This is a genomic window from Silvania confinis (assembly GCF_025564085.1).
In the GTDB taxonomy this organism is placed as follows: Bacteria; Pseudomonadota; Gammaproteobacteria; order Enterobacterales; family Enterobacteriaceae; genus Enterobacter; species Enterobacter confinis.
Genome location: NZ_JAMGZJ010000069.1, coordinates 41,732 through 64,368 on the forward strand (window position 1 = coordinate 41,732; position 22,637 = coordinate 64,368).

Genomic DNA, 22,637 nt, shown 5'->3' on the forward strand with positions numbered 1-22,637 from the left:
GTTAATGCAATGTTGAAAGCATATGATGTCCTCATCGCCCAGCCAGCTACAGCTAATGGACTAACTACTGCAGAGCGGAATGCAATTGTGATCAGCGCAATAGTTAATGAAGATGGCGAAACGTTGGTTCTCAGCCGTTTTGGTGATCCACAGTGGGATTTGCGCCCGTTTTTTGATCAGGCGAACGTTTCTCACTGCTTCAAATTTATCAACTGGGATATGAGCATGCCTCTGGCTCTCATAGATGACAGTAAAGCTGTTGCTTATGCTTGGTTTAAGAGAGGAATGCCTGGGTCTAAACCTCCCATCGCACGAGGTATCACTACTTTTGCTGTTGCCAGCGTGATGCCTTTTATCCGCTGGTTAAATAATTTGGGAGTTTCAAGTTTTGCAGAAATCAGTCCAATCCATATCAGCAATTACGTTCATTATTGCAAAAATGAGTTGAGATTAAGACCTCTTCCGCTATATGGACGATTACGGATTATTGATTTTCTTTGGGTATTTTCTACCGATATGATGTTTCCCCTTAAAGGTTATCCTTGGGGGAGGTCGACATTATGGCGGATTTGCGGAGTTGCCAATATAAAAGGGTTAGAAGCAGCCAATAAAAACGTTGGGCGAACGGATATAATTCCTCCTGATGAACAATCTAGGATCTTCAACTATTGTGAAAAAATTGTCCAAGAGATGAAGACTGAGTTGGCTGTTAGTGGCATTGGATATCATCCTAGCGATGAACAGATGTCAATTCGTTGTAGAGATGCTGTACTTTATATAGTTTCAATCAGTAGCGGTATGCGCAATGACGAGGCTATTGGAATTGAGGTCGGTGCTTGGCGTAAGGAGTTAAAAAATGGAGTCACCTTTTGCTGGGTAGCCACAATCGAGCATAAAACAGGCAAAGGGCGAGTCGAGTATCTTGTGCCGGAGCTGACATTTGAAGCTCTGAGTCTTTTGGCAAGATATTCCGCGCCTATCAGAAAGGAGTTGGAGCAAGAGATTAGTTTGCTTGCAAATAATCAGAAATATTCGAATTCAACTGAACATATTCTTAGGCTCGAAAAAGCTCGAAAGGATTCGAAGAAACTATTTTTGGGACGAAACAGCCAAGGGGGGAAAATTAAGAAAGGCTTTCACGTTGAAGCACTCAGCGGTGCAGGTTCAAATGCTGCATTTGCTCGTATAGCTAAAGCAGCTGGAAGCGATTGGCCATTGAGGACACATCAATGCAGAAGAACATATGCAAGGTGCTTTGTGGAGTCCCGAATTGGAAGAACTTCGCTTATTTTTCTCAAATGGCAGTTTAAACACAGCAGCATGAGCATGACCCAACTGTATGCATCTAACCCGCAGCAAGACTTGGCACTTTTTGATGAAATCTTACAGCAGATGACAGAATATAAAATTGATTTGATCGAATCATGGCTCGATGAGCAGCCTTTGGCAGGTGGTGCAGGTAAAAAAATCGTCAAGATGCGAGCTATTCCTATCAAAGACAGGGCCGCATTGCTTGCCCAAACCGCCCCATATGCAAACATTCGTGCGACCGGACACGGCTGGTGTATTGCAACAGAGCGAGGTTGTGGCGGAGCTGGATTATACGAGGCAACACGCTGCCCAACATGTAAAAACGCGGTGATTGATGAGCTTTTCGCGGATACGTGGAAGAACATATACTGTCAACAGCAGGAGTTGCTCAAAATCGAAGATGCTGGGCCTGCTGTAAGACAGCGGGCAGAGCGCGATTTGCAGGTTGCACTAGATGTCATCACGAGTTTAGGCCTGCCTCCTATCAATGACGATACCGGCGAGGCTGAGAATGACAATTAAGTTCACTGGGCGGCAGCCTCTTGTCCGTTCGCGCTCAAAGACGCTAGATGTCCTAAATAAAGCTATCGATGACCTTGTCGAAGGTAACGCAAAGATTTCCATCGCCTCAGTTGCCCGAGCGGCAGCGGTTACACCCAGCCTCATCCATAACACCTACCCAGCGGTGGCGGAGAGAATTCGCATCATCATGGGCAAGTCAGTGCGCACCCAGCGTGATTCGAAACATCAAGCGCTGATGGTTGAAAAGGAAAAGAATAAGGCTCTCCGTGTGGAGAACGATCAGCTTTTAGAGGAGTTAGCCCGAATTGCTTCTGTAAATCAACGCCTGCTGTTCGAAATGGCCGAGTTGAGGGCAGTTTATAGTGGGGATGTTGTTTCCATTTCTTCCAAGCCTCGTAGATAGGCTTTATTAGTTGTCTGTGTCATTGGGGCTTAATAATCGGATCTTTTATGACGAGCAGGTGACTCTATGAAAACCCTTGCAATGGGCTCCTGTATCTAGGCAGGGAGCAGGTTAGGTGGAAGCCGATGCCAAGGTTGCTTTTAGAGCAGTTTCGGAACTATAACTATATACCACTATAAACCCATGGCTATAGTGGTTTGTCGACGGAAGATAGTATGAATTAATGCCTTATTCTGGTAGCCTGATCGGCTGGGCTTCTCCCTGCTTACTGTGGGCCTTTATGTCTTATCATCGTAAACACCGCATTTTTTCCTCCCTTTCACGACGTAGTCGACGTCAGAAAGTTATTCATCTGAAAAACCTTATCCATAATGAACGTCACCGCTGTGGTGGCATATTTTATGATGAGTGTGACTTTACTCAGTCTGATGATGAACCTGAACGTATTTGGGAGTGGAGTGATATCTATTTCACCGGATTAGATCCTGCTGACTTTTGGAATGCGGAAATTATCATCGCACAAGTGGCTTTCAGAGATGCGTATCACTCTCGTGTATTCGATGAAGCCTGCGAGATGTTAACTAGGCAAGAACGTGAAAATGAATTTAAAATAAACACATCCCCTAATTATAATCCGCAGGGGAAAATAATCAGTCATACATTAGCACACCGTGAAGCATGCAAATATGATGTTTTCGGTGATCTTACACTTTTTGAATTTGTTGAAAAACGAGAGCTTGAAATAGTGATTAATGATCCTCCTGCTATTCACTGTGGTTATAAGTTTTTACCTGATTACGCTTATGGGTTAGGCTTGCAAATGATTGTTGATGCACCTTATTTAAGTCAGCAAGTCATCGAAAACGCTATCGCTGATTTTCGTGACCGTGGTGAACGTGAGTGGCACTCACCAGAGGCTGTTTACTTCCCTCGTAGCGTTCCTAAATAATTTCACCTTGCCACTGGTAAGTCTGAATATCGAGTTGTATAAGCGGGAGAAAGCATCTCCCGTTTCATAGCTCAGGTTTTTTCGATTCCCTGCCCTGCAAACCAGACCTTTCCTTTTCCAGAGTTATTTAATTGATCGATAGCCTCCATTAAATCTGCACTATTTTTTCGTGGTGAACTATCGTCAAATAAGTTTAGATGCGCCATGCCATTACTAAAAAAATCAGCAAGCATGACACCAACTTTCATATATCGATGGCCATCAACCCATATCCTCTTCAGAGAGTTTGTAGCCGAATTTATAATGTCACGAGTATCATTGGAAGGGGTCAGTAGCTCCATGGAAGCTTGATTTGCATAGTATACTTCATTATCTGCACGTGGGCTGGTACGAAGGAAAACACTGACGAAACGACAGAACTGGCGCTCACTACGCAGTTTTTCTGATGCTCTCTCTGCATAAGCACAAATTGCTTGGTGCATATCTGAGTACTGAGTTATTCGGTTACCAAAAGATCTACTGCAGATGATCTGTTATTTTGCTGGTGCAAATTCTTCCAATTCAAGACATTGTTCACCTCGAAGTTCACGAACAGTCCTTTCGAGAACAACGTTGAAGTGTTTTCTTATTACCCATAATGAGCTTTCAGCCAGGTCAAGTGCTGTATTAATACCCAATTCTCTGACCAACACCCCACACATCCTCAACAGAGGTAAGTGCCAGCAACCTGTGCTGACGTTCAATATTCGATAAGTCGACAACGCCACCAGTGCCACTCCATTTCTTGGCTGCATGGTTAGCTAGCTTTGCTAATGTTTTTGTTTGCGCAATACCAACTCCCACAGTTAAACCTGTATTTTTAAATACTTTGTTTTTCATTTCATGACCGAAATCACTTAATGGCATGCAGTTTATTACCCCAGATAAATTAACAAAGGCTTCGTCTATTGAATAAACTTCGATCGAAGGAGATATTGCAGTTAGCGTCTGCATAACTCTCTCACTTAGATCGGCATTTATGTGGAATAGAAAAGCAACCTTTGAGGACAACATTTTGCTTCCGGAAGCTGCTTCATCGGATGAGTGCTATCGGGATATCGCCCCAACGTGTAGTCCATGCCGGACTAAGCATTTCCCGCTTCATTTTCCATTCTGTATTTACACCTTGCCCCGCAAACCACACATTACCCAACCCGGACTGTTTGATGCCATCCAGCACCTTCATTAGTTGGACACTTCGCGCTCTTGGTTTGTTCTCGTTAAAAAGGCTGAGTTGAGTAACGCCATTCAGCGTAAAATCACCTAGGGCGATACCTGCTTTCATGTAACGTCGGCCATCCAGCCAAATGCGGTCGAGCGAACGCATGGCTAACCGTATACGCCTCCGCTCAGTGAATATGAGTCACGGATAAGCGTCAGCAGACGCTGGTTATCTTTATCCCGAGCGGAGACCGGGTTATGCAGCCACGGGCCCGGGCAACGTACAACACCCGACACATCGTCATGACACCCCATACAGTGCGGTGCTCATTGATAAAGCGGTACTTCAGTCGGGCTCCCTTGCAAAGTACCGCGCGGCCTTTTTCAGGATATCCCGTTCTTCCTCAGTGCGCTTCAGTTGGGCCCTGAGCTTCAGGATCTCGCTTTTCGCTTCCAGTAAATCACGGGCATGCTGCTCGCTGTTATCGGGTTTAATAGCCCGCAACCACTTATAGAGACTGTGTGCTGAAACGCCCAGCCGGTCAGAAACTTCGGCGACGGAATAACCGCGTTCCGTTATCTGACGGACGGCTTCTTCCTTAAATTCAGGTATAAATCGTGGTGTGCCCATACGCTCCTCCTATGCTCAAACTATAGGGCAGGATCGTCTACCGGGGCGGGGTCAGTCCACGTCATCTGTTTACCAATAGGACGAACGGCACGGGGGCAGTAAATAATGCATATTAAATTGATTAAATTTTAACCTCTCGTGGTAGGGTGATGTACATTCATTGAAAGGTTAATCATCATGTCTATCATCGCTCATGCAATGAAGTTCATCGGGGGCGTATCGATGTCTTCCATCATATGCCCTGTTTGCGGCTTACGTTAATCTCACTCTGCCTCCAAACTTCGCCGTAAGCAGACATTGCTTTGCCCGGGATGTAAGGCCCTGTTTGTCTCAACACGCTAATCCCTGACATCCCGTCACACATAAATCCGGTGTCCTATAATTAAGTCATATTCCAGCAGATGTTAAATCCCTGATGCCTTACGCCCATCCTGAGAGAACGTTTCTGAACTGATTTCGCAACTGCTCCTGCGCGCCAATGTCGCATCAGAGCAACGCTATGAAAATGAACCCCAGGGCGTGGTTTAACCGCTCCCGTATTACGACGAATACTACCGGACGCGTCACGTTTCCGGCTAACGATCCCGTAGGTGAAAACAATCTGCGCGCAGAACTGTTTTCGACAGCTCAGATGGAGCGCTACGGCCAGAAACTGGCGCATACTCATCGATTATCCCCAGACAAACTGCCTTACTACCTCCTGAAACGGCTCGGCAACAACGAGGCAGCAATCACGCAAAACTGCTACGAAATCAATGCTGGGAAAAAAACGAGTATCATGCCCGCCGGGGAGTGGCTGTTGGATAATTACTACTTGATTGAGGAACAAATCCGTATCGTTCGCCAGCACTTACCGAAAAGTTTCGGCAAGGGTCTTCCGTCGCTGATTTCGCCACAGAACTGTCCACGAATTTACGATATTGCTTCAGAGGCTATCGCCCACGGTGATGGCCGCTGGGACACCGCCAGCCTGACCAGCTATATCACGGCCTATCAGCAGGTGACCCCTCTGACATTAGGCGAAGTCTGGGCCTTACCGGGTATGTTGCGCCTGGCACTGATTGAAAATCTTCGTCGTATCAGTATGGAAGTGGTAAAGGCGCAGCGAGAACGAAATCTGGCAGATACGTGGATAACAAGGCTTTTCGAATGTGCAGAGAGTGCCCCGGCTGATTTAATCATGGTGGTTGCCGACATGGCGCGCTCCCGTCCTCCGTTGAGCAGTGCATTTGTCGCAGAACTGGTGCGGCGCCTGCAGGGGCATGGCAATGCGTTGTCGTTACCTCTGACTTGGGTTGACCAGTGCCTCGCCGAACAAGGTGTCACAACCGAAGCTCTGATTCATATTTTCAATCAACAGCTTGCTGCCAGCCAGCTTTCTGTCAGTAACAGCATCGCCGGGTTGCGTTTACTGAGCGAAACTAACTGGGCTGATTTCGCCGAGGCGATAAGCGTCGTCGAACAGGCATTACGCCATGATCCTGCCGGTATCTATCCCGAAATGCACTTTGATACGCGGGATCATTACCGCCATGTGATTGAGATTCTGGCACGAGACAGTGGTTTCAGTGAGCTTGAGGTCGCCAGTCGGGTACTGGCTCTTACCGGGGAAAATGCTCCCGGCACGCCGGAGCATCATATTGGCTATTATCTGGTCGGCGAAGGACGTCAGCAGCTTGAAATTGATCTGTCGGCTGACACGTCAGCGCTCATTCGTCTGCGGCACAGTTTCAATCGTATATCCCTTCTGTCATGGCTGGGCAGCCTGGGCCTGTTGACCACGGCCGCGACGGCGGGGATATTGCACGAAACCGCACTACAGGGCGCGGACTGGTTGTTGATTGTTGTGGCATTGCCTTTGGTTATTGCTCTCAGCCAGTTAGTGAGCGATGTGCTGAGTGAGGCTACCACCCGTTTTCGGGTCCCACGTCCATTGCCGAGGATGGATTTTTCAGCCGGTATTCCTGCAGACAGGGCAACGATGGTCGTGATCCCCTGCATGCTGACCAGTCACGAAAGCATCTGCAAACTCCTCACCAGTCTTGAAGTGTGCTGGCTGGGCAACCAGAACGAAAACCTCTGTTTCGCTCTGCTTACCGATTTTGCTGATGCCGAAAATGAACCTTCACTGGAAAATAGTTCCCTTCTCAGACAGGCGATCGCCGACACACAGGCGCTTAACCGGCGCTATCCATCCCGCCGTCCCCGCTTTTATCTGCTCCACCGGCAACCTGAATGGAACCCTGCTCAGGGAACCTGGATGGGCTATGAACGCAAGCGGGGAAAACTGGCGCTGTTGAACAGCTGGTTGCGCCAGCCTGCGGCGCAATTTGTCAGTGTGGCCGACCTGCCAGCGGAGCTTTTACCGGGTTACATTAAATATGTCATCACGCTGGACAGTGACACGGTTCTGCCACGCGACACGGTGCATAAACTGGTCGCGACGATGGCGCATCCGCTCAACAAACCAGTGTATGACCCGATACGCCGCAGGGTGGTCAAAGGGTTCGGCATTCTGCAGCCAGGCCTGGCGGAGGAGATGCCCCGCAACGGCCAGGGGCGTTATGCCGCTATGCGCAGCAGCGCCCCGGGCAATAACCCTTATTCAATGATGTCGTCCGATATCTATCAGGATCTCTTTGGGGAAGGATCGTTCGTAGGCAAGGGGATTTATGATGTCGATATCTTTGTTGAGGCCACCGCCAACACTTGCCCTGAAAACCTGGTGCTCAGCCATGATTTACTCGAGGGGTGCTACGCGCGATCGGGGCTGTTAAGTGAGGTCTTACTCTACGAGCAGTATCCCAATAACTATCTTTCGGATGTCGCACGTCGTACACGCTGGATCCGGGGAGACTGGCAACTGTTGAACTGGTTAAAACCACGCGTCAGAAAAGCGGATGGAACCCTGGATAACAATCCCTTGTCCGCGCTCTCTTACTGGAAATTACTTGATAATCTGCGTCGCAGTCTGGTCGCACCCTCTTTACTGATGTTGCTCTTTTTCACCCTGCTATGGGCGCCCAACACCTTTTACTGGCTTGGCGTGCTGGCGCTGATATGGCTATTGCCTGCCATACTCAGCATCACCTGTGACCTCCTGCATAAACCCCTTCGTCGCCCCCTGAAGCAGCATCTGTTGCGGGTCGCTACTGTAACGCTGAAACGCCTGTCGGGTATCGGGCTGAATGTTGCCATACTCCCGCACGAAGCCGGATATTCGATGTATGCGATTGGCGTGACGCTATGGCGTATGAGGGTAAGCCACCGCAACCTGATTCAGTGGACCAGCCACGGCCTGGACAGCAATCAGGTCAGAATTTCGCCTGGTCGTTTTTATCAGGCGATGTGGCTGAACATCGTGGGTGGAGTGGCACTCACGATGCTGACCGTACATTTTGCACCGCAACTGCTGGCGATCGCTTTGCCGATCACGATGCTATGGTGTCTGGCTCCCCTGTTGATGAGCTGGCTGAGCCGCCAGCCCGTGCGTAAGGCATTTGCGCCGAACCCGGAGCAAAAACAGCTGTTACGCCAGACCAGCCGCGAAATTTGGGCATTTTTTGAAACCTTTGTCACGGAGCATGAGAACTGGCTTCCGCCTGATAACTATCAGGAAATACCGAAACCAACGGTGGCTCATCGTACTTCCCCCACCAACATTGGCCTCTCCCTGATGGCCAACCTGACGGCCTGGGATTTTGGCTACCTGCCCGGCGGAGAGGTACTGCAGCGGGTGACGCTCACACTCGACACCCTGGATAAAATGGAACACTTTCGGGGTCATCTCTATAACTGGTATGACACCCGTACGCTGGCCCCACTCAGCCCACGCTATGTTTCAAGCGTCGACAGCGGCAATATGGCCGGTCATTTACTGACCCTGCGTGAAGGGCTGTCCGCCATGCGACATCAGCCTGTTTTAAACCCCGAACAGGTACTGGCCGGGCTGAACGATACGCTGGATATTCTGGAGAAACAGTGGGGCCAGAGTGCACCTGCCAGCCTTCGACTGCTGCGTAAACACTGTCTGAGCACCGTGTTGCTGCGTCCGCCAGCGCTTTTCAGCGAGCTGAAAAAAATGCGGACCCAGTGCAACCATCTGACCGCGCAATGTCATCAGGAAAATCCCCTTCTGCTGCGCTGGACAAGGCATCTGGAGCATCAGCTGGTCCAGCTTTGCCACGAATGGTCACTCCTGCTCGGCTGGTTACCCCCCTCCTGGGATGAACAGACGCTGCCGACGCTGAACTGGCTTGCCCGCGCGACCTTTACCGGGGAAGGGACCCCTCCGGCGTCTGTGTCGGCCCATGCACAAATGCGGCTGAAAATTATCACCGAGCTTGAACAGCGGCTGGATGAACATGCGCGGATGGATTTCGCCTTTCTGTACAGTGAAGCAACCAGTCTGCTCTGCGTCGGCTATAACTGCGACACGAATACGGCCGACAAGAGCCACTACGATCTTTTGCCATCGGAAATCCGCCTGACTAGTTTTCTCGCCATTGCGACCAATCAGTTGCCGCTGAAAAGCTGGTATGCGCTGGGGCGGCTGTTTACCACCATTGATAATGAAACTGCCCTGATGTCATGGAGCGGTTCGATGTTTGAATACCTGATGCCGAATCTGGTGATGCCCACCTTGCCCGCTAGTTTGCTTGATGAGATGAGTCAGTCTGCAGTGATGCGCCAGATACACTGGGGCAAAGAGCGCGGGGTACCCTGGGGGGTATCAGAATCGGGCTATCATGCTTTTGATGTGCAGCGAAATTATCAATATCAGGCATTTGGCGTGCCTGGCCTCGGACTGCGTCGGGGGCTTGCCGATGATATGGTCGTCGCACCCTACGCCACGCTGTTGGCGCTGCTGGTCGCGCCACAGAAAGCCTGTGAAAACCTGTTCAGATTGCAGAAAACTGGCGCCCACGGCGAATACGGTTTTTATGAAGCGCTGGACTATACCCCCTCACGCCTCGCAACCGGTCAACTGTTTGCGGTGGTGCAGTCCTGGATGGCGCATCATCAGGGTATGGCCTTTCAGGCGCTGGCCCACGTGCTGCTTGACGCCCCGATGACAGAGCGGTTCATGTCCAGTACCGTCTTCCGGTCCGCGAGTCTGCTGTTACAGGAGCGTGTGCCGGATTCGGTCGATCTTTACAGCCCGCGCCGACATTTTGAATCTCATGAGGGAAGGGTCAAACCCGTTCGCTATGAACCCCGTATTTTCAACGGGGTAGACACCCCGGCCCCGGAAATTCAGCTGTTATCCAACAGCCATTATCACCTGATGTTGACCACAGGAGGTGGGGGCTATAGCCGCTGGAACGATATTGCCCTTACGCGCTGGCGCAGTGATACCACCCGGGATAACTGGGGGGCATTCTGCTATATCCGTGATATGCAAACAGGCGAGGTATGGAGCAATACCTGGCAACCGACAGGCAACGCGACCGGACATGAAGAGGAAGTCATATTTACCGATGCAGGCGCTGAATTCAGACGCCTCTTCGGGGCGCTCAGCGTTAAAACCCAGGTTGTGGTCTCACCGGAGGATGATATTGAACTGCGGAGGCTCACCCTGGTTCATCGGGGCCGCCTGCCGCGCGTGCTGGAACTGACTACCTATGCCGAAGTGGTCCTGGCGCCTGACGCCAGCGATCGGGCGCATCCCGCGTTCAGCAATTTGTTTATTCAGACTGAGCTTAATCCTGAGCGTGACGCCATTCTTTGCCACCGGCGCCCGCGCTCACCGAACGAAAGGAGTCCCTGCCTGTTTCACATGATGGTGGTGCGCGGCGATCACTCCAGAAGCGTCTCGTTTGAAACGGACAGGGCGAAATTTCTTGGGCGCGGAAGAGGTCCTCAGGATGCTCTGGCGATCGGCGGAAGCGGGGCGCTCAGCAACACGTCGGGGTCCGTGCTGGACCCCATTCTGGCGATACGCCACGCTATCACTCTGCAGCCCGGCCAGCCGGTCACAATTGATATCGTTTATGGCATTAGCGAAAGTCGCCAGCAAAGTCTGGCGTTGCTGGAAAAGTATCGCGACTATCCTATCGCTGATCGCGTTTTTGAGCTGGCCTGGTCTCATAGTCTGGTGGTCTTACGCCAGATGAACGCCAGTGAAGATGATGCCACCTTGTTTAATCGTCTTGCCAGCGCAGTACTTTACCCCCGCCAGGAGTTGCGCGCAGAGAGCCAGATTATCAGCCGTAACCGACGCGGTCAGTCCGGTCTATGGGGGTGGGCGATTTCAGGGGATCTGCCGATAGTCCTGCTCAGCGTTACCAGCGAGGAGTGTATTGCCGACGTAACTACCCTCATTCAGGCACACCGGTACTGGCGGCTGAAAGGCCTGGAGGTGGACTTAGTGGTCCTTAATAACAGCCCCGGGGGTTACCAGCAGGGATTACAAAATCAGATTATGGATTTAATTTATGCCGGTTCCGAAGCCAGTCTGCTGGATAAAGCGGGCGGGCTTTTTATCCGTGTTGGTGAGCATCTCTCCGCCGAAGATAAGTTGCTTTTGATGAGCGTGGCCTGTCTTTATCTCGATGACCGTGCGGGCGGGCTTAATGAACAGCTTAATCAGCGTATTCATACGTTAAAACCACCGGCCAGGGCATTCATTCCGCACAAGGTGCCGGAGAGTAATCAACATACAGACTGGTCACCCGATACCAGCCAGTTGCGCCATTTCAACGGGTTCGGTGGATTTTCTCAGGACGGCCGGGAATATCAGATTGTCCTCAGAGAACGCGAGTTAACACCGGCCCCCTGGTCAAACGTACTGGCAAATGCCTGTTTCGGCAGCGTAATTTCGGAGGCGGGGCAGGCCTATAGCTGGTTTGAAAATGCCCATGAATTCAGGTTAACGCCGTGGGAAAACGATCCGGTGAGCGATCGAAGCGGTGAAGCGTTTTATCTGCGCGATGACGAGAGCGGTGAGTGCTGGTCACCGACCATCTTGCCTGTTCGCGGGAGGGGGGATTATCTGGCGCGCCATGGGTTTGGCTACAGTGTGTTTGCCCATCGGGAGAGCGGTATAGACAGCGAACTGACAGTGCTGGTTGCCGAAAAAGCGCCGGTTAAAGTGGCGATCCTGACGCTGAGTAACAATTCGGGGCGCACACGCAAACTGTCCATCACCGGTTATGTCGAGTGGACGCTCGGGGAATCACGAACCCGCTCCGCCCCCCACATCGTGACGCACATGGCCAGTCTCCCCGGCGGTTGCGGTGTGATGGCGAACAACTTTTATGGTGATAACGGTAGCGGGCGGACTGCATTCTTTGCCGTCAGCGGGAGTGACAATTCCCTGACGGGGGATCGCCGGGAGTTTATTGGCCGTAATGGTTCTCTGCAAAATCCCTCCGCCATGAAACTGCGCAAACTCTCGGGTAAAACAGGTGCCGGTCTCGATCCCTGCGGGGCGGTACAGTCAGCGGCCACGTTCATTGATGGTGACCAGAGGACGTTTATTTTTGTCCTTGGCGCAGAGGAAACGCCTGCCCGGGCTCAGGAGACGCTTGTTCACTATCTTAATGAGGAGACGGTCCGCCAGGAACTGAACCGGGTTCACCACCACTGGCACAATGTGCTGGATAAAATCGTGGTCACTACCCCCGACACCAGCGTTGATTTACTGGTCAACGGCTGGCTGCTGTACCAGACGGTAGCCTGTCGCCTGATGGCTCGCAGCGGTTACTACCAGTCCGGCGGGGCAGTGGGTTTTCGCGATCAGTTGCAGGATACGCTGGCACTGTGTCATGCCGATCCGAACCGGATGCGCGACCAGATAGTGCTGTGCGCATCACGGCAATTTCTCGAAGGGGATGTACAACACTGGTGGCATCCTCCCCATGGCAACGGCGTACGCACAAGCTGTTCTGATGACTATCTCTGGCTGCCGCTCGCAGTTTGCCACTATGTGGAAACGACGGGAGACATCGACGTGCTGGACATTCGCATAGCCTATCTGGAAGGTCGTCCGCTCCAGCCTGGTGAAGAGTCTGTCTACGATACCCCTGTGATCAGTGATACCGAAGAGACGCTATGGTTACACTGCGTCAAAGCAATTCAGCATGGACTGAGGTTCGGGGTGCATGGTCTGCCGCTGATCGGGGCGGGTGACTGGAATGACGGCATGAACCGGGTCGGCATTGAAGGTAAAGGTGAAAGCGTCTGGCTGGGCTTTTTCCTGTATGACATTTTGCAGCGTTTTGCGGCGCTGGCGGAGCGCAGACGGGATGACAGTATCGCGTTGATCTGCCGTTCGCAGGCCCTGCGCCTGCAAAAAAATCTCGACGCACACGCCTGGGATGGAGAATGGTTCCGTCGCGCGTATTTTGACGATGGTACGCCTCTGGGGTCGAAAGCCTCACAGGACTGCCGGATTGATGCGATCGCCCAAAGCTGGTCTGTACTGTCCGGCGCCGCCAGCCCGACCCGTAGCGTCCGGGCCATGCAGGCGCTGGACAAGTACCTTGTGGATAATGAGGGTGGGCTGATTAAACTGTTAACCCCTCCTTTCGATGGGCACGGGCCAAATCCGGGTTACATTCAGGGGTACCTGCCCGGTGTCCGGGAAAACGGGGGGCAGTATACGCATGGCGCCATCTGGGCCGTGATGGCATTTGCCCGAATGGGAAACACCGCGCGCGCGTGGCAACTGTGGTCGATAATCAACCCCATAAACCACACACTGGATGCAGAAGGCGTAGCCATTTATAAAGCGGAGCCGTATGTCATGAGTGCCGATGTCTACAGCGTCGCACCACATACCGGACGTGCCGGATGGAGTTGGTACACCGGTTCCGCAGGCTGGGCCTACCGACTTCTTACAGAGGAGTTACTGGGGATAAAACGTTCCGGTACGGATTTTACCCTGCATGCGCGATTGCCGGATGAGTGGCCGTCTTTTGCTATGACATATCAACATGGCGAAAGCCATTATCAGATTAGGGTTTCACGCGGTGACGAGGAATATCAGGTCACACTGGATGGCGTCGTTCTGCCAGACGACAGAATTCCTCTGCTGGATGATGGACAAACCCATACCGTTGAAATTGTTCAGAACTGACACTGGCTAAAATGACGCATTAACACCTGCCGTTAGTGCGCTGATTATCTCTGAGAACCTCAATTGCGGTCTGCATGGCGATTTTATTATCCCTTCTTTTTTGCTTATCCTGCATCACTTGGAGGTAATCAAGCAACGTCCGGGTGTTAATCGGCCTGCCTTGTTTACCTACAGCCAGCACTGCTTCACCAAGTATAATTTTCACTGGCGGCAGTTGTGCCGGATACCAGTCAAGGGTGTCTTCTGATTTCATTATGAATTCCTCATGGGATTGTATTCTACCATAATTATTATGCCCGATCTTCGGGTGCCGTATTCTTATTTAGTCACAAACCCACACAACATAGCCCAAAAGTTCTTGTGTAAAGGTGTATAATAAGTATTGCACTCTAAATATTATTGTTTGTGTATTGCGAAAGCGGATTCTGGAATTTCAAAGAGTGATTGGGCCATGTTGCCTCCACGTTGTGCCCCCACAGGGGAAATCAGGAATAATTTAAATTTCAAAAAGATGTGCTTTTGAGATTTTCTTCATGTGGCTGTTATTACGGCCGCCAGCGTTTTTGTGTTTCAGAGGTTGATCGCACCTCCTGAGTGAATGACAACGAAACGATAAAGTTACAGTACCGTTGTGTTGTTGCTGTTATAAAGGTAAAACGCATGAAGTCAAAAAAAGTTGTTTTTATTGAGGGGGATATAATTTTCAGTCGCGTATCGGGAGAGACAGGCAGCCCTTTCTGCATTCATATTATTCGATTCAAAAATGGCAAATATGCCATCATTCGGGCTGCTTCTGGGATATGTTTCAAACCCGGTGACATTCTTCAACGAACCGACAACGAATGGTTGTGTGACTATAGGAAAATCCGTCTTCTTCCCTTTGAATATCTCAACGAGGAAGAATCCAGAAGACAATTTATTGAATGTTATTAATGCTTCATGAAACTTCTGATTGGAGCCTGTCAGTAATTCTGTGTAACTGCCCACTCGTTAAAGGTGATCGCTCAGGCGGTCACCGAACTCGATAATAAAACGACTCATTGCCAGCCGCCAGTTATGGATCGGCATACTCCATTTTTTCGACGCGTCCTTGATCGCCAGATAAATAACCTTTCTCACCGAGTCATCCGTCGGGAACACCTTGCGTTTTTTAATCGCTGCCCGGATCACGCTGTTCAGCGATTCGATAGCGTTCGTGGTGTAGATACCCAAGAGCATTTGCCTCCTGAATCTCCTTCTTGCAGCGTTCAGGGTCTAACTCAAGCCATGTTCGCCCTGATTTGTCTGCTTTGTGTGGTGCTGTTGCAAGCGACAAAATGATGCCGCATGGATGAGCGGGGTCGACAAAAAGCTGCCCCCCTCGTTCATGTCCTCCACTTACTTGCCGGTTACAGCGAAAAATATCAGCCACGGAGTGGGAGACCAGTAAAACGCCCTCAACATCGGCCCATTTCCAACTCCAGGTAACCTCCATTATTTTCCTGCCTCATGTGTAGATTCGGGCCATGCCCGCTCCAGGACAGTTTGAATAGTTCCTGTCGGTAAGTCAGGGCCGATAGCCTGTTTGAAGTCACTTCTCATCGTGTTTAACTCTAAGGCCCGTTAACTTGACCATACCACCAAGGCCAAAAATTCACGAAAAAGTTAGCGATTAAATGTTATTAAAAATCATGTGTTTACTGAAAAGTAACTGTTAGGGTCATTCAGATATAACGATGGTTGTGTTATTGCGCGATCGGCCGAAGCAAAAAGCCTGGGTATTAAGATGGGCGCACCCTATTTCAAAATGAAAGATGAGATCCGTCGTAATAAGGTCCATGTATTCAGTTCGAACTACGCCCTGTATGGCGACATGAGCAACCGGGTAATGACCACGCTCGAGGAATTAGCCCCGGCTGTGGAAATATATTCCGTCGACGAGGCCTTTATCAACCTCACCGGAGTGCAGAACTGCCGGGTGCTGGAAGAATTTGGCCGGGAAATTCGTGAGCGGATCAAGCGTGATACCCATCTGACCGTCGGAGTGGGGATTGCACAAACCAAAACGCTGGCCAAGCTTGCCAATTACGCAGCAAAAAAATGGCCTCAGACCGGCGGCGTGGTGGACCTGTCGAATATTAACCGGCAAACAAAATTGATGTCGCTGGTACCGGTCGAAGAGGTATGGGGGGTCGGCAGACGGATCGCTAAAAAGCTCAACGCGATGGGGATTATCACCGCAAAAGATCTGTCCGAACAAAGCACCTGGGTTATCCGTAAACATTTCAATGTGGTGCTGGAACGCACCGTCCGGGAGCTGCGCGGGGAACCCTGTCTGGCGCTTGAAGAGTTTGCCCCCGTCAAACAGCAGATTGTCTGCTCACGTTCGTTTTCAACGCGCATTACTCAGTATGCCGACATGCGTGAGGCCATCTGTAATTATGCGGTGCGCGCCGCAGAAAAACTCCGCGAGGAGCGGCAGTACTGTCGCCAGATCGCCGTATTTGTGCGCACCAGCCCCCATGCCCTTAATGAAGCGTTTTACGGCAATCAAGCTGCTATTAAGTTGCTTACCCCCTCGAATGACACCCGGGACATCATCCGCGCGGCCATGAATGCGCTCGATTGCGTCTGGATCGACGGACACCGCTATATGAAAGCGGGCGTGATGCTGGGCGATTTTTTCAGCCAGGGGGTGGCCCAGCTTAATTTGTTTGATGAGTATCAACCTCACGGCAACAGCGAATTGCTGATGCGCGTGGTGGACAGGATCAATCAAAGCGGGAAAGGGAAATTATGGTTTGCCGGGCAAGGCATCCAGAAACCCTGGGCAATGAAGCGCGAGATGCTGTCACCGGCTTACACCACCCGATATTCGGATCTGCCTGTGGCAACATAAGATGCGACATCGCGTCTTTGTTTATTGCATTAGTTAACGACGTCGAATGTCACATCTGTATTGCCCGTGCGACTGAAGTTCTCTACGCCTGAATGAATACGACCCACTTTCTGAAGACTACCGATCTGCTCATTGTTTTGTTTATACATGATGACGAAGCTGTGACGGGGTGCCCAGTAGACGATATCGCCGACTTCATAGCCGCTGGTCTGTGTTTCGTTTGCCGGTAAAGGATCAGGGAACCGGTAACACATCTCCCGGCCATATAAATCCTCCATGTGTAGCGTCAGCGGAAAGCGGGAAACCAGCGCGCGGGTGGTTGCATTGTCGTAAAAGGTGGCGGTCATGATCTGGCCTGCTGCGGTGATCTTCACCTTGATACCTTCTGCTTCCGATCCTGAAGATGAGAACGACACTGCCGCCAGACAAGCAATAGCAAGCATGAGGGGTTTAAACATAAAACTCTCCCGAGGATTTCATCGTTTAATAAAAACGGCACTGCTTTCAGTGCCGTTGAACTCGCCTGTTATTGATGGGTGTTAAGGTGGGTATTGAAGAATGAAACCAGCTTATCCCAGGGAATCAACTCAGTTCGGTCATAAAGATCGATACGGTTCGCGCCTTTGATCTCCACGAGTTCTTTCGGCTGTGCCGCCATCTTATAGGCCGTATCGGTATAGGTACGCGAAGGCGCAGCATCACCCACGACAAAGAGTATCGGACGCGGTGAAATGGTCTCAATGTCGATAAACGGATGGAAATTCATAAATCGGGCGTAGGTCGCCGGTGTGGTCCGGCGATCGTTGGAGGCCACTTTACCGCGCTCCGTCTGATAGAAATCATTCGACTCTTTAGCTTCGATAAACACCGGATCGTTTTGTCCCGGTCCATAAACGGGCTGGCCGGTTTCAACCGTTTTGTAGCGTTGTTCGGCTGCGGTTGCCAGATCCTTGTTTCTCATTTCCGCGGTCCGCTCATGGTTGAGACCGGTACGGAAATATTCGCCCATGTCGTACATGCTGACGGTGGCGAGCGCCTTAATGCGGGGGTCGACTTTGGTGGCTGCAATGGCAAAACCGCCGCTACCGCAGATGCCTATCACGCCAATTTTTTCACGATCCACGAAGGCGCGCGTTCCCAGAAAATCAACAGCCGCGCTGAAGTTTTCGGCATAGACATCCGGCAACACGGCCCCACGTGGCGAACCCGCGCTTTCTCCCCAGAAGGACTGGTCGAAAGAGAGGGCCACAAAGCCAGCTTCTGCCATTTTCGTTGCGTAGAGATTCGCGGCCTGCTGCCTGACTGCGGCAAAAGGATGCCCCACAATCAGAGCATCATATTTCTTTCCGGCGTCCATATTTTTAGGGGTAAATAACGTGCCGGTGACCTCCATACCGTAAATGTTTTTGAATTTGACGGTTTGCGAATTGACGTTATCGCTTTTATAGAAGTTATCTGCTCCATGGGACATATCCGCCGCGACAGCGACGGTGGTTTCCATACCCAGAGTCACGCTTAATAGTGCCAGCGCGGCCAGCGTTTTTAATTTCCCTTTGGCATGTAATTTCATTGTATCTCCTGAATTAAGTAACAGTGTTAATACAAACGGAGTGAAATATCCGAAGCGGAATATCGCTTCGGACAACAGAGCCTTTTCAGGCAATTTTTTGGTTATCCGACGCAGCGCGTTTAAGCAGCAGGCATGCCACAACCGCCGTGGAAAGCACCACCAGCGCGCCGGTCAGAAATATGGCGTTCAGTCCCAGATGGCTGCCAATCCAGCCAAGGGCAGGACTGCCGATCGCCATCGCCACGTCGAGAAATGCCGTGTAGATACCCATGACCATGCCCCGGTTCTGAGGGCTTGAGCCGCTAATGGCTTCGATACCGAGTCCCGGATAGACCAGTGAGTAGCCAAAACCGGCAAAGGCTGCGCCGACAGACGCCACGAGTGACGTGCTGGCAAGCCAAATCAGGAACATGCCTGCGGCCTGGACGAGGACAAAAATCAGTGCAATGCGCGCGCCGCCAAAGCGGTCCGGAAGATGACCCGCAACCGTGCGGGCGATGATCAGCGCCACGCCAAAAGCGGTAAATGCCATCCAGATGGGCTGCCAGTGCATGGCACTGTAGTAAAGAGAGCTGAAGGCCAGAATAGTGCAGTAGCCCGTGCTGGCCAGTGCGGCCCCCAGTCCGGGTAACCAGACCGCCTGCATGACGGATGCGAACGAGGCCCGCGCGGCATGTGGATGAGCAGGCACAGCGGGCATTCGTGAGAGATAAACCAGCACTAACAGGGGAAGCAGCAACGTCAGCAGCGCGATCGCTTTAAAGCCGTAAGCGTTAAACAGCAGCGTGCCCACCGGCCCGCCGAGCGCCATCGCGGCAAACATCGCGGTACCGACCCAGGCAATAACTTTACCCGCATGTTCTTTATCTACCAGAGCCAGACCCCATGCCACGGCACCGGTAATAATGAAGCTTTCTGCCCCGCCAAGAATTGCTCGCCCTGTCAGCAGGATGGAAACCGACAGCAGCGGAATACTGACCAGCCAGATCGACACCAGATATAACAGCCCCGACACAGCCGCCGCGATGAGCCCGGCCACCACACCTTTTTTTGCACCACGTCGGTCGGAATAACGGCCTGACCACACCCGGGATATCAGCGAGGCGGCAAACTGCGCGCCGGCGACCAGGCCCACGATAAACGTACCGAACCCCAGATCATTTTTGACGTGCAGCGGCAGCACAGGAAGTGCCACACCAATAATAATAAAACCGACCAGTACCGCTGCCATTACCGGCATTAGCGTAGCGACGACGGAGGCACCAGACGAATCATGAGATGATTTAACAGGCATAGATAACAGCCCCTTACTTTTAATAATGAATATGGATGTTGTGTATTTTGGGCAGGTCTTAATCACAAGGCATGCTCATTTAGTGAACGAAAGAAAGTATATCGAAAGACTTATTAAGTGATTAGAGGCTAATATAAGATTGAAATTATAAGGAGAGCTTCTTAATGCCCGATGATAATCTGAATGCCCTTGCTGCTTTTATGGTGGTTGCGAAAGAGCAGAATTTTACCCGCGCGGCAAAACGACTGGGGGTTTCGCAGTCCGCACTCAGCCAGACGGTTCGCGTACTTGAAGCCCAGCTCGGACTCCGGTTGCTCAACCGAACCACCCGCAGAGTCGTCCCTACCGAAGCCGGAGAACGTTTACTCGCGTCGGTTGGGCCACAGATCGAAGATATTCAGCGCCAGTTAATGGTGCTGAGCGAATTACGGGATAAACCAGCCGGTACAATACGTCTGACGGCAACGGAATATGCCGCGGAGTCCGTTCTTTGGCCGGCGGTGGCGCGTCTCGTGAAAAACTATCCCGACATTAAGGTCGAAATCCTTACGGATTATGGCCTGACTGATATCGTAAAAGATCGTTTTGATGCCGGCGTACGCCCCGGCGAAACCATTGCCAAAGACATGATTGCGATTCGTATTGGGCCAGATATGCGGATGGCGGTGGCGGGATCGCCAGAGTACTTCAGTAGTCGATCTACCCCGCTCACACCACAGGAGCTTACGGAGCACAGCTGTATCAATCTACGGCTTTCCGGGCATGGCGGGCTCTATGCGTGGGAATTTGAGCAAGACGGCCGGGAGCTAAATGTGCGGGTCGACGGTCAACTGGTTTTCAATACGGGAAGCATGATCCTGAGGGCCGCGCTGGAAGGACGAGGCCTGGCGTATCTGCCAGAGAGCCAGCTTGAGCCGTATATCGTATCCGGAAAGCTTGTTCGCGTTCTTGAAGACTGGTGTGAACCTTACTCTGGATACCACCTATATTATCCGGGCCACCGCCAGCCCACCCCGGCATTTAGCCTGCTTGTCGATGAGCTTCGCTATTCAACGCGCAAACAGCGATAGCGCGATATTTCACTGCTGTTCGTTTAATTCGAATCTCGCGCTGTATGACGAGGGGGGTAACGGCAAGGCGTCAGGATCGTCCAGCTGACCCAGCTTGATTAACCCGTCAGCGTAAACGTGGTCTTTGTAGAAAAGGGCAAGATTACCCCATGGCTTGTAGAGCATGACATCGCCTTTACGCGCGGGAGTCCCTTTTGGGGAATCCGTCGAAGATAACTGCGCAGGTAGCATGCCGATCTTCTCCTCTCCTGCATAATCCTCGAGCTGCAAATCCAGCGGCAATAACGCCGCAAAATCCCGGCTTGCCTGCCTGGCATTCAGGGTGGCGGTGATAACCTGGTTATTAACAATGATGTTTAACTTCATAGTTTTCCTACCGATTTAGTCGTGACGATGCGTATTTCTTTGCCTTTCCACAGATCAGGCCAGACACTGCCCCAGGTATCGGGAACTGGCTCCACTGAAGCAACAGCCGGATAACCCATGCATTAGCGCTGGGGCGCGGGTTGCCACCAGGTTGTAAAGGCCTGAGGCGGGGTGTCGTAATAGACCACCTGCCCAATCAAAGGCGTCCACAGAACTTGCCCCTGGGTGTTATCCCGGATAATCCTTTTCATGGGATCGTTCCAGTCATGAGGAGCCAGCGAGAAGCGCCCAATATGATCGGGCGTGAACACTTTTGCCCCCAGTTCTGCGGCGGCTTTTATTGCCTCTTCGGGATTCATATGAACATTCGCCCAGCGCGGATCGTACTGACCACTGTCGAGTGCCACCCAGTCAAAGGGGCCAAATCGCTTGCCAATCTCGGCGAAATGAGGCCCATAGCCAGAGTCGCCACTGATGAACAGCGTTCGCTTATCGGACTTGATAACGTAGCCTGCCCACAATGTCTGATTCGGCGTCAATGTTCGCCCTGAAAAATGCCGCGCCGGGGTTGCTGTGACGGTGACATCCCCGTCCTGATAAGAATCATACCAGCCAGCCTCATGCACCCTTTTCGGTTCATATCCCCAGGCCCGAAAATGACTCCCGACGCCAAGGCCTGCCATAACGCTTTTTACCTTGGGTTGAAGATCCTTAATAGTGGGATAGTCAAGATGGTCATAGTGATCGTGAGAAATCAACAGGATGTCTATTGGCGGCATGTCGGCAGCGCTGTAGATGCTGGTACCGGCAAAAGCCTTGTTGGTACCGGGCACGGGCGACGCATTCTCGCTAAACACCGGATCGATGAGGATCCGTTTTCCGCCCAGCTGAATGTAGAACGCCGAGTGCCCCAGCCAGACAAAAAGGTCTTTTTGGATATCCAGGGATGTTAAGTCAGTTTTAGCCGTTGGCAGCGGGCGATCGGGCCGGGGTTGCCCTTTCGCTGCAAAAAGTTCTTCTTTCCAGACTGACCACGGCGTACTGCCATTGGTATGGATGGGGGACGGGATCTGATTGATAAACTGGCCATCACGATAATACGTCGTGCCTGCAAATTGCCTGGTCTCCGCCGGACTCGGCCGCGCGCCAAATAAAGGGTGCTGAAGATAAAGGTAAATGGCGAGAGCTAAGACTGCAGCAATAATCACCACCACCGCTGTAGCCCGATAAAAAAATCTAAGCATGTTTTTTCCTGAAACAACATGTATGGGAAAAGCCAGCCCTTAATTCATGGCTGGCAGAGCAACGGCTTCAGTACCCGGCTTTAGGCGGCAACGGACGCCCATTGCCAAAATCTCAAT

Annotated in this window: 12 protein-coding genes and 5 pseudogenes; 7 read left to right on the forward strand and 10 right to left on the reverse strand. The window is 51.5% G+C overall.

The genetic code is table 11. The features are described from left to right. Positions 1-9 precede the first annotated feature (9 nt). The 3 genes from M8013_RS05325 (at position 10) to M8013_RS05335 (ending at position 3,185) form a co-directional block, all read left to right on the forward strand. Positions 10-1,833 (forward strand): tyrosine-type recombinase/integrase, encoded by a 1,824-nt coding sequence (locus M8013_RS05325; RefSeq protein WP_271266771.1) that lies wholly within the window; start codon positions 10-12, stop codon positions 1,831-1,833. Next, positions 1,823-2,236 carry a TetR family transcriptional regulator gene (locus M8013_RS05330; RefSeq protein WP_271266772.1) on the forward strand — a complete coding sequence of 138 codons (414 nt, stop codon included), beginning with the start codon at positions 1,823-1,825 and terminating at the stop codon, positions 2,234-2,236. The genes M8013_RS05325 and M8013_RS05330 overlap by 11 nt, the downstream gene beginning before the upstream one ends. 280 nt (positions 2,237-2,516) lie before the next feature. Beyond that, entirely contained in the window at positions 2,517-3,185 is a 669-nt protein-coding gene (locus tag M8013_RS05335; protein WP_271266773.1) for a hypothetical protein, read from the forward strand. Between the two features lie 2 nt (positions 3,186-3,187). Here the strand turns inward: M8013_RS05335 and umuC (M8013_RS05340) are convergent. From umuC (M8013_RS05340) to M8013_RS05350, 3 pseudogenes are all read right to left on the reverse strand, one after another. Beyond that, positions 3,188-4,211 (reverse strand): annotated as a pseudogene (gene umuC, locus M8013_RS05340) (translesion error-prone DNA polymerase V subunit UmuC); the annotation flags it as partial. Between the two features lie 46 nt (positions 4,212-4,257). Next, a pseudogene (locus tag M8013_RS05345) lies at positions 4,258-4,563 on the reverse strand (DUF4113 domain-containing protein); the annotation flags it as partial. Next, positions 4,557-5,016: pseudogene (locus M8013_RS05350) on the reverse strand (transposase); the annotation flags it as partial. The pseudogenes M8013_RS05345 and M8013_RS05350, both read right to left, overlap by 7 nt. A gap of 499 nt (positions 5,017-5,515) precedes the next feature. On the opposite strand from M8013_RS05350, the gene M8013_RS05355 reads away from it, so the two are divergent. Beyond that, the gene (locus M8013_RS05355; RefSeq protein WP_271266774.1) at positions 5,516-14,098 is read left to right on the forward strand and encodes a GH36-type glycosyl hydrolase domain-containing protein; all 8,583 of its coding nucleotides are present in this window, start codon (positions 5,516-5,518) and stop codon (positions 14,096-14,098) included. Between the two features lie 19 nt (positions 14,099-14,117). Here the strand turns inward: M8013_RS05355 and M8013_RS05360 are convergent, their stop codons facing one another. Then, positions 14,118-14,351 carry a hypothetical protein gene (locus M8013_RS05360; RefSeq protein ID WP_271266775.1) on the reverse strand — a complete coding sequence of 78 codons (234 nt, stop codon included), beginning with the start codon at positions 14,349-14,351 and terminating at the stop codon, positions 14,118-14,120. Between the two features lie 407 nt (positions 14,352-14,758). Between M8013_RS05360 and M8013_RS05365 the strand changes: the two genes are divergently transcribed. Beyond that, complete coding sequence (locus tag M8013_RS05365; protein WP_271266776.1) at positions 14,759-15,031, forward strand: hypothetical protein; 273 nt, start codon at positions 14,759-14,761, stop codon at positions 15,029-15,031. A 57-nt stretch (positions 15,032-15,088) separates the two neighbouring features. On the opposite strand, the pseudogene M8013_RS05370 reads toward M8013_RS05365, so the two are convergent. Further along, positions 15,089-15,304 (reverse strand): annotated as a pseudogene (locus M8013_RS05370) (transposase); the annotation flags it as partial. 505 nt (positions 15,305-15,809) lie between these two features. Between M8013_RS05370 and umuC (M8013_RS05375) the strand changes: the two are divergent. Further along, positions 15,810-16,976, forward strand: a pseudogene (umuC, locus tag M8013_RS05375) (translesion error-prone DNA polymerase V subunit UmuC); the annotation flags it as partial. Positions 16,977-17,005: 29 nt separating this feature from the next. On the opposite strand, the gene M8013_RS05380 reads toward umuC (M8013_RS05375), so the two are convergent. The 3 genes from M8013_RS05380 to M8013_RS05390 all read right to left on the reverse strand — a co-directional run bounded on the left by M8013_RS05380 (position 17,006) and on the right by M8013_RS05390 (position 19,840). Continuing rightward, entirely contained in the window at positions 17,006-17,434 is a 429-nt protein-coding gene (locus M8013_RS05380; RefSeq protein WP_271266777.1) for a cyclophilin-like fold protein, read from the reverse strand. Between the two features lie 68 nt (positions 17,435-17,502). Continuing rightward, a complete protein-coding gene (locus tag M8013_RS05385; RefSeq protein ID WP_271266778.1) occupies positions 17,503-18,546 on the reverse strand; it encodes an alpha/beta hydrolase in 1,044 nt (347 codons plus the stop codon). An 85-nt stretch (positions 18,547-18,631) separates the two neighbouring features. Continuing rightward, positions 18,632-19,840 (reverse strand): MFS transporter, encoded by a 1,209-nt coding sequence (locus M8013_RS05390; RefSeq protein WP_271266779.1) that lies wholly within the window; start codon positions 19,838-19,840, stop codon positions 18,632-18,634. Positions 19,841-20,004: 164 nt separating this feature from the next. Between M8013_RS05390 and M8013_RS05395 the strand changes: the two genes are divergently transcribed. Beyond that, entirely contained in the window at positions 20,005-20,910 is a 906-nt protein-coding gene (locus M8013_RS05395; RefSeq protein ID WP_271266780.1) for a LysR family transcriptional regulator, read from the forward strand. 9 nt (positions 20,911-20,919) lie between these two features. Here M8013_RS05395 and M8013_RS05400 read toward each other — a convergent pair whose 3' ends face one another. Together M8013_RS05400 and M8013_RS05405 are read right to left on the reverse strand one after the other, a co-directional pair. After that, entirely contained in the window at positions 20,920-21,276 is a 357-nt protein-coding gene (locus tag M8013_RS05400; protein ID WP_271266781.1) for a cyclophilin-like fold protein, read from the reverse strand. Between the two features lie 122 nt (positions 21,277-21,398). Then, the gene (locus tag M8013_RS05405; protein WP_271266782.1) at positions 21,399-22,520 is read right to left on the reverse strand and encodes an MBL fold metallo-hydrolase; all 1,122 of its coding nucleotides are present in this window, start codon (positions 22,518-22,520) and stop codon (positions 21,399-21,401) included. Positions 22,521-22,637: the final 117 nt, after the last annotated feature.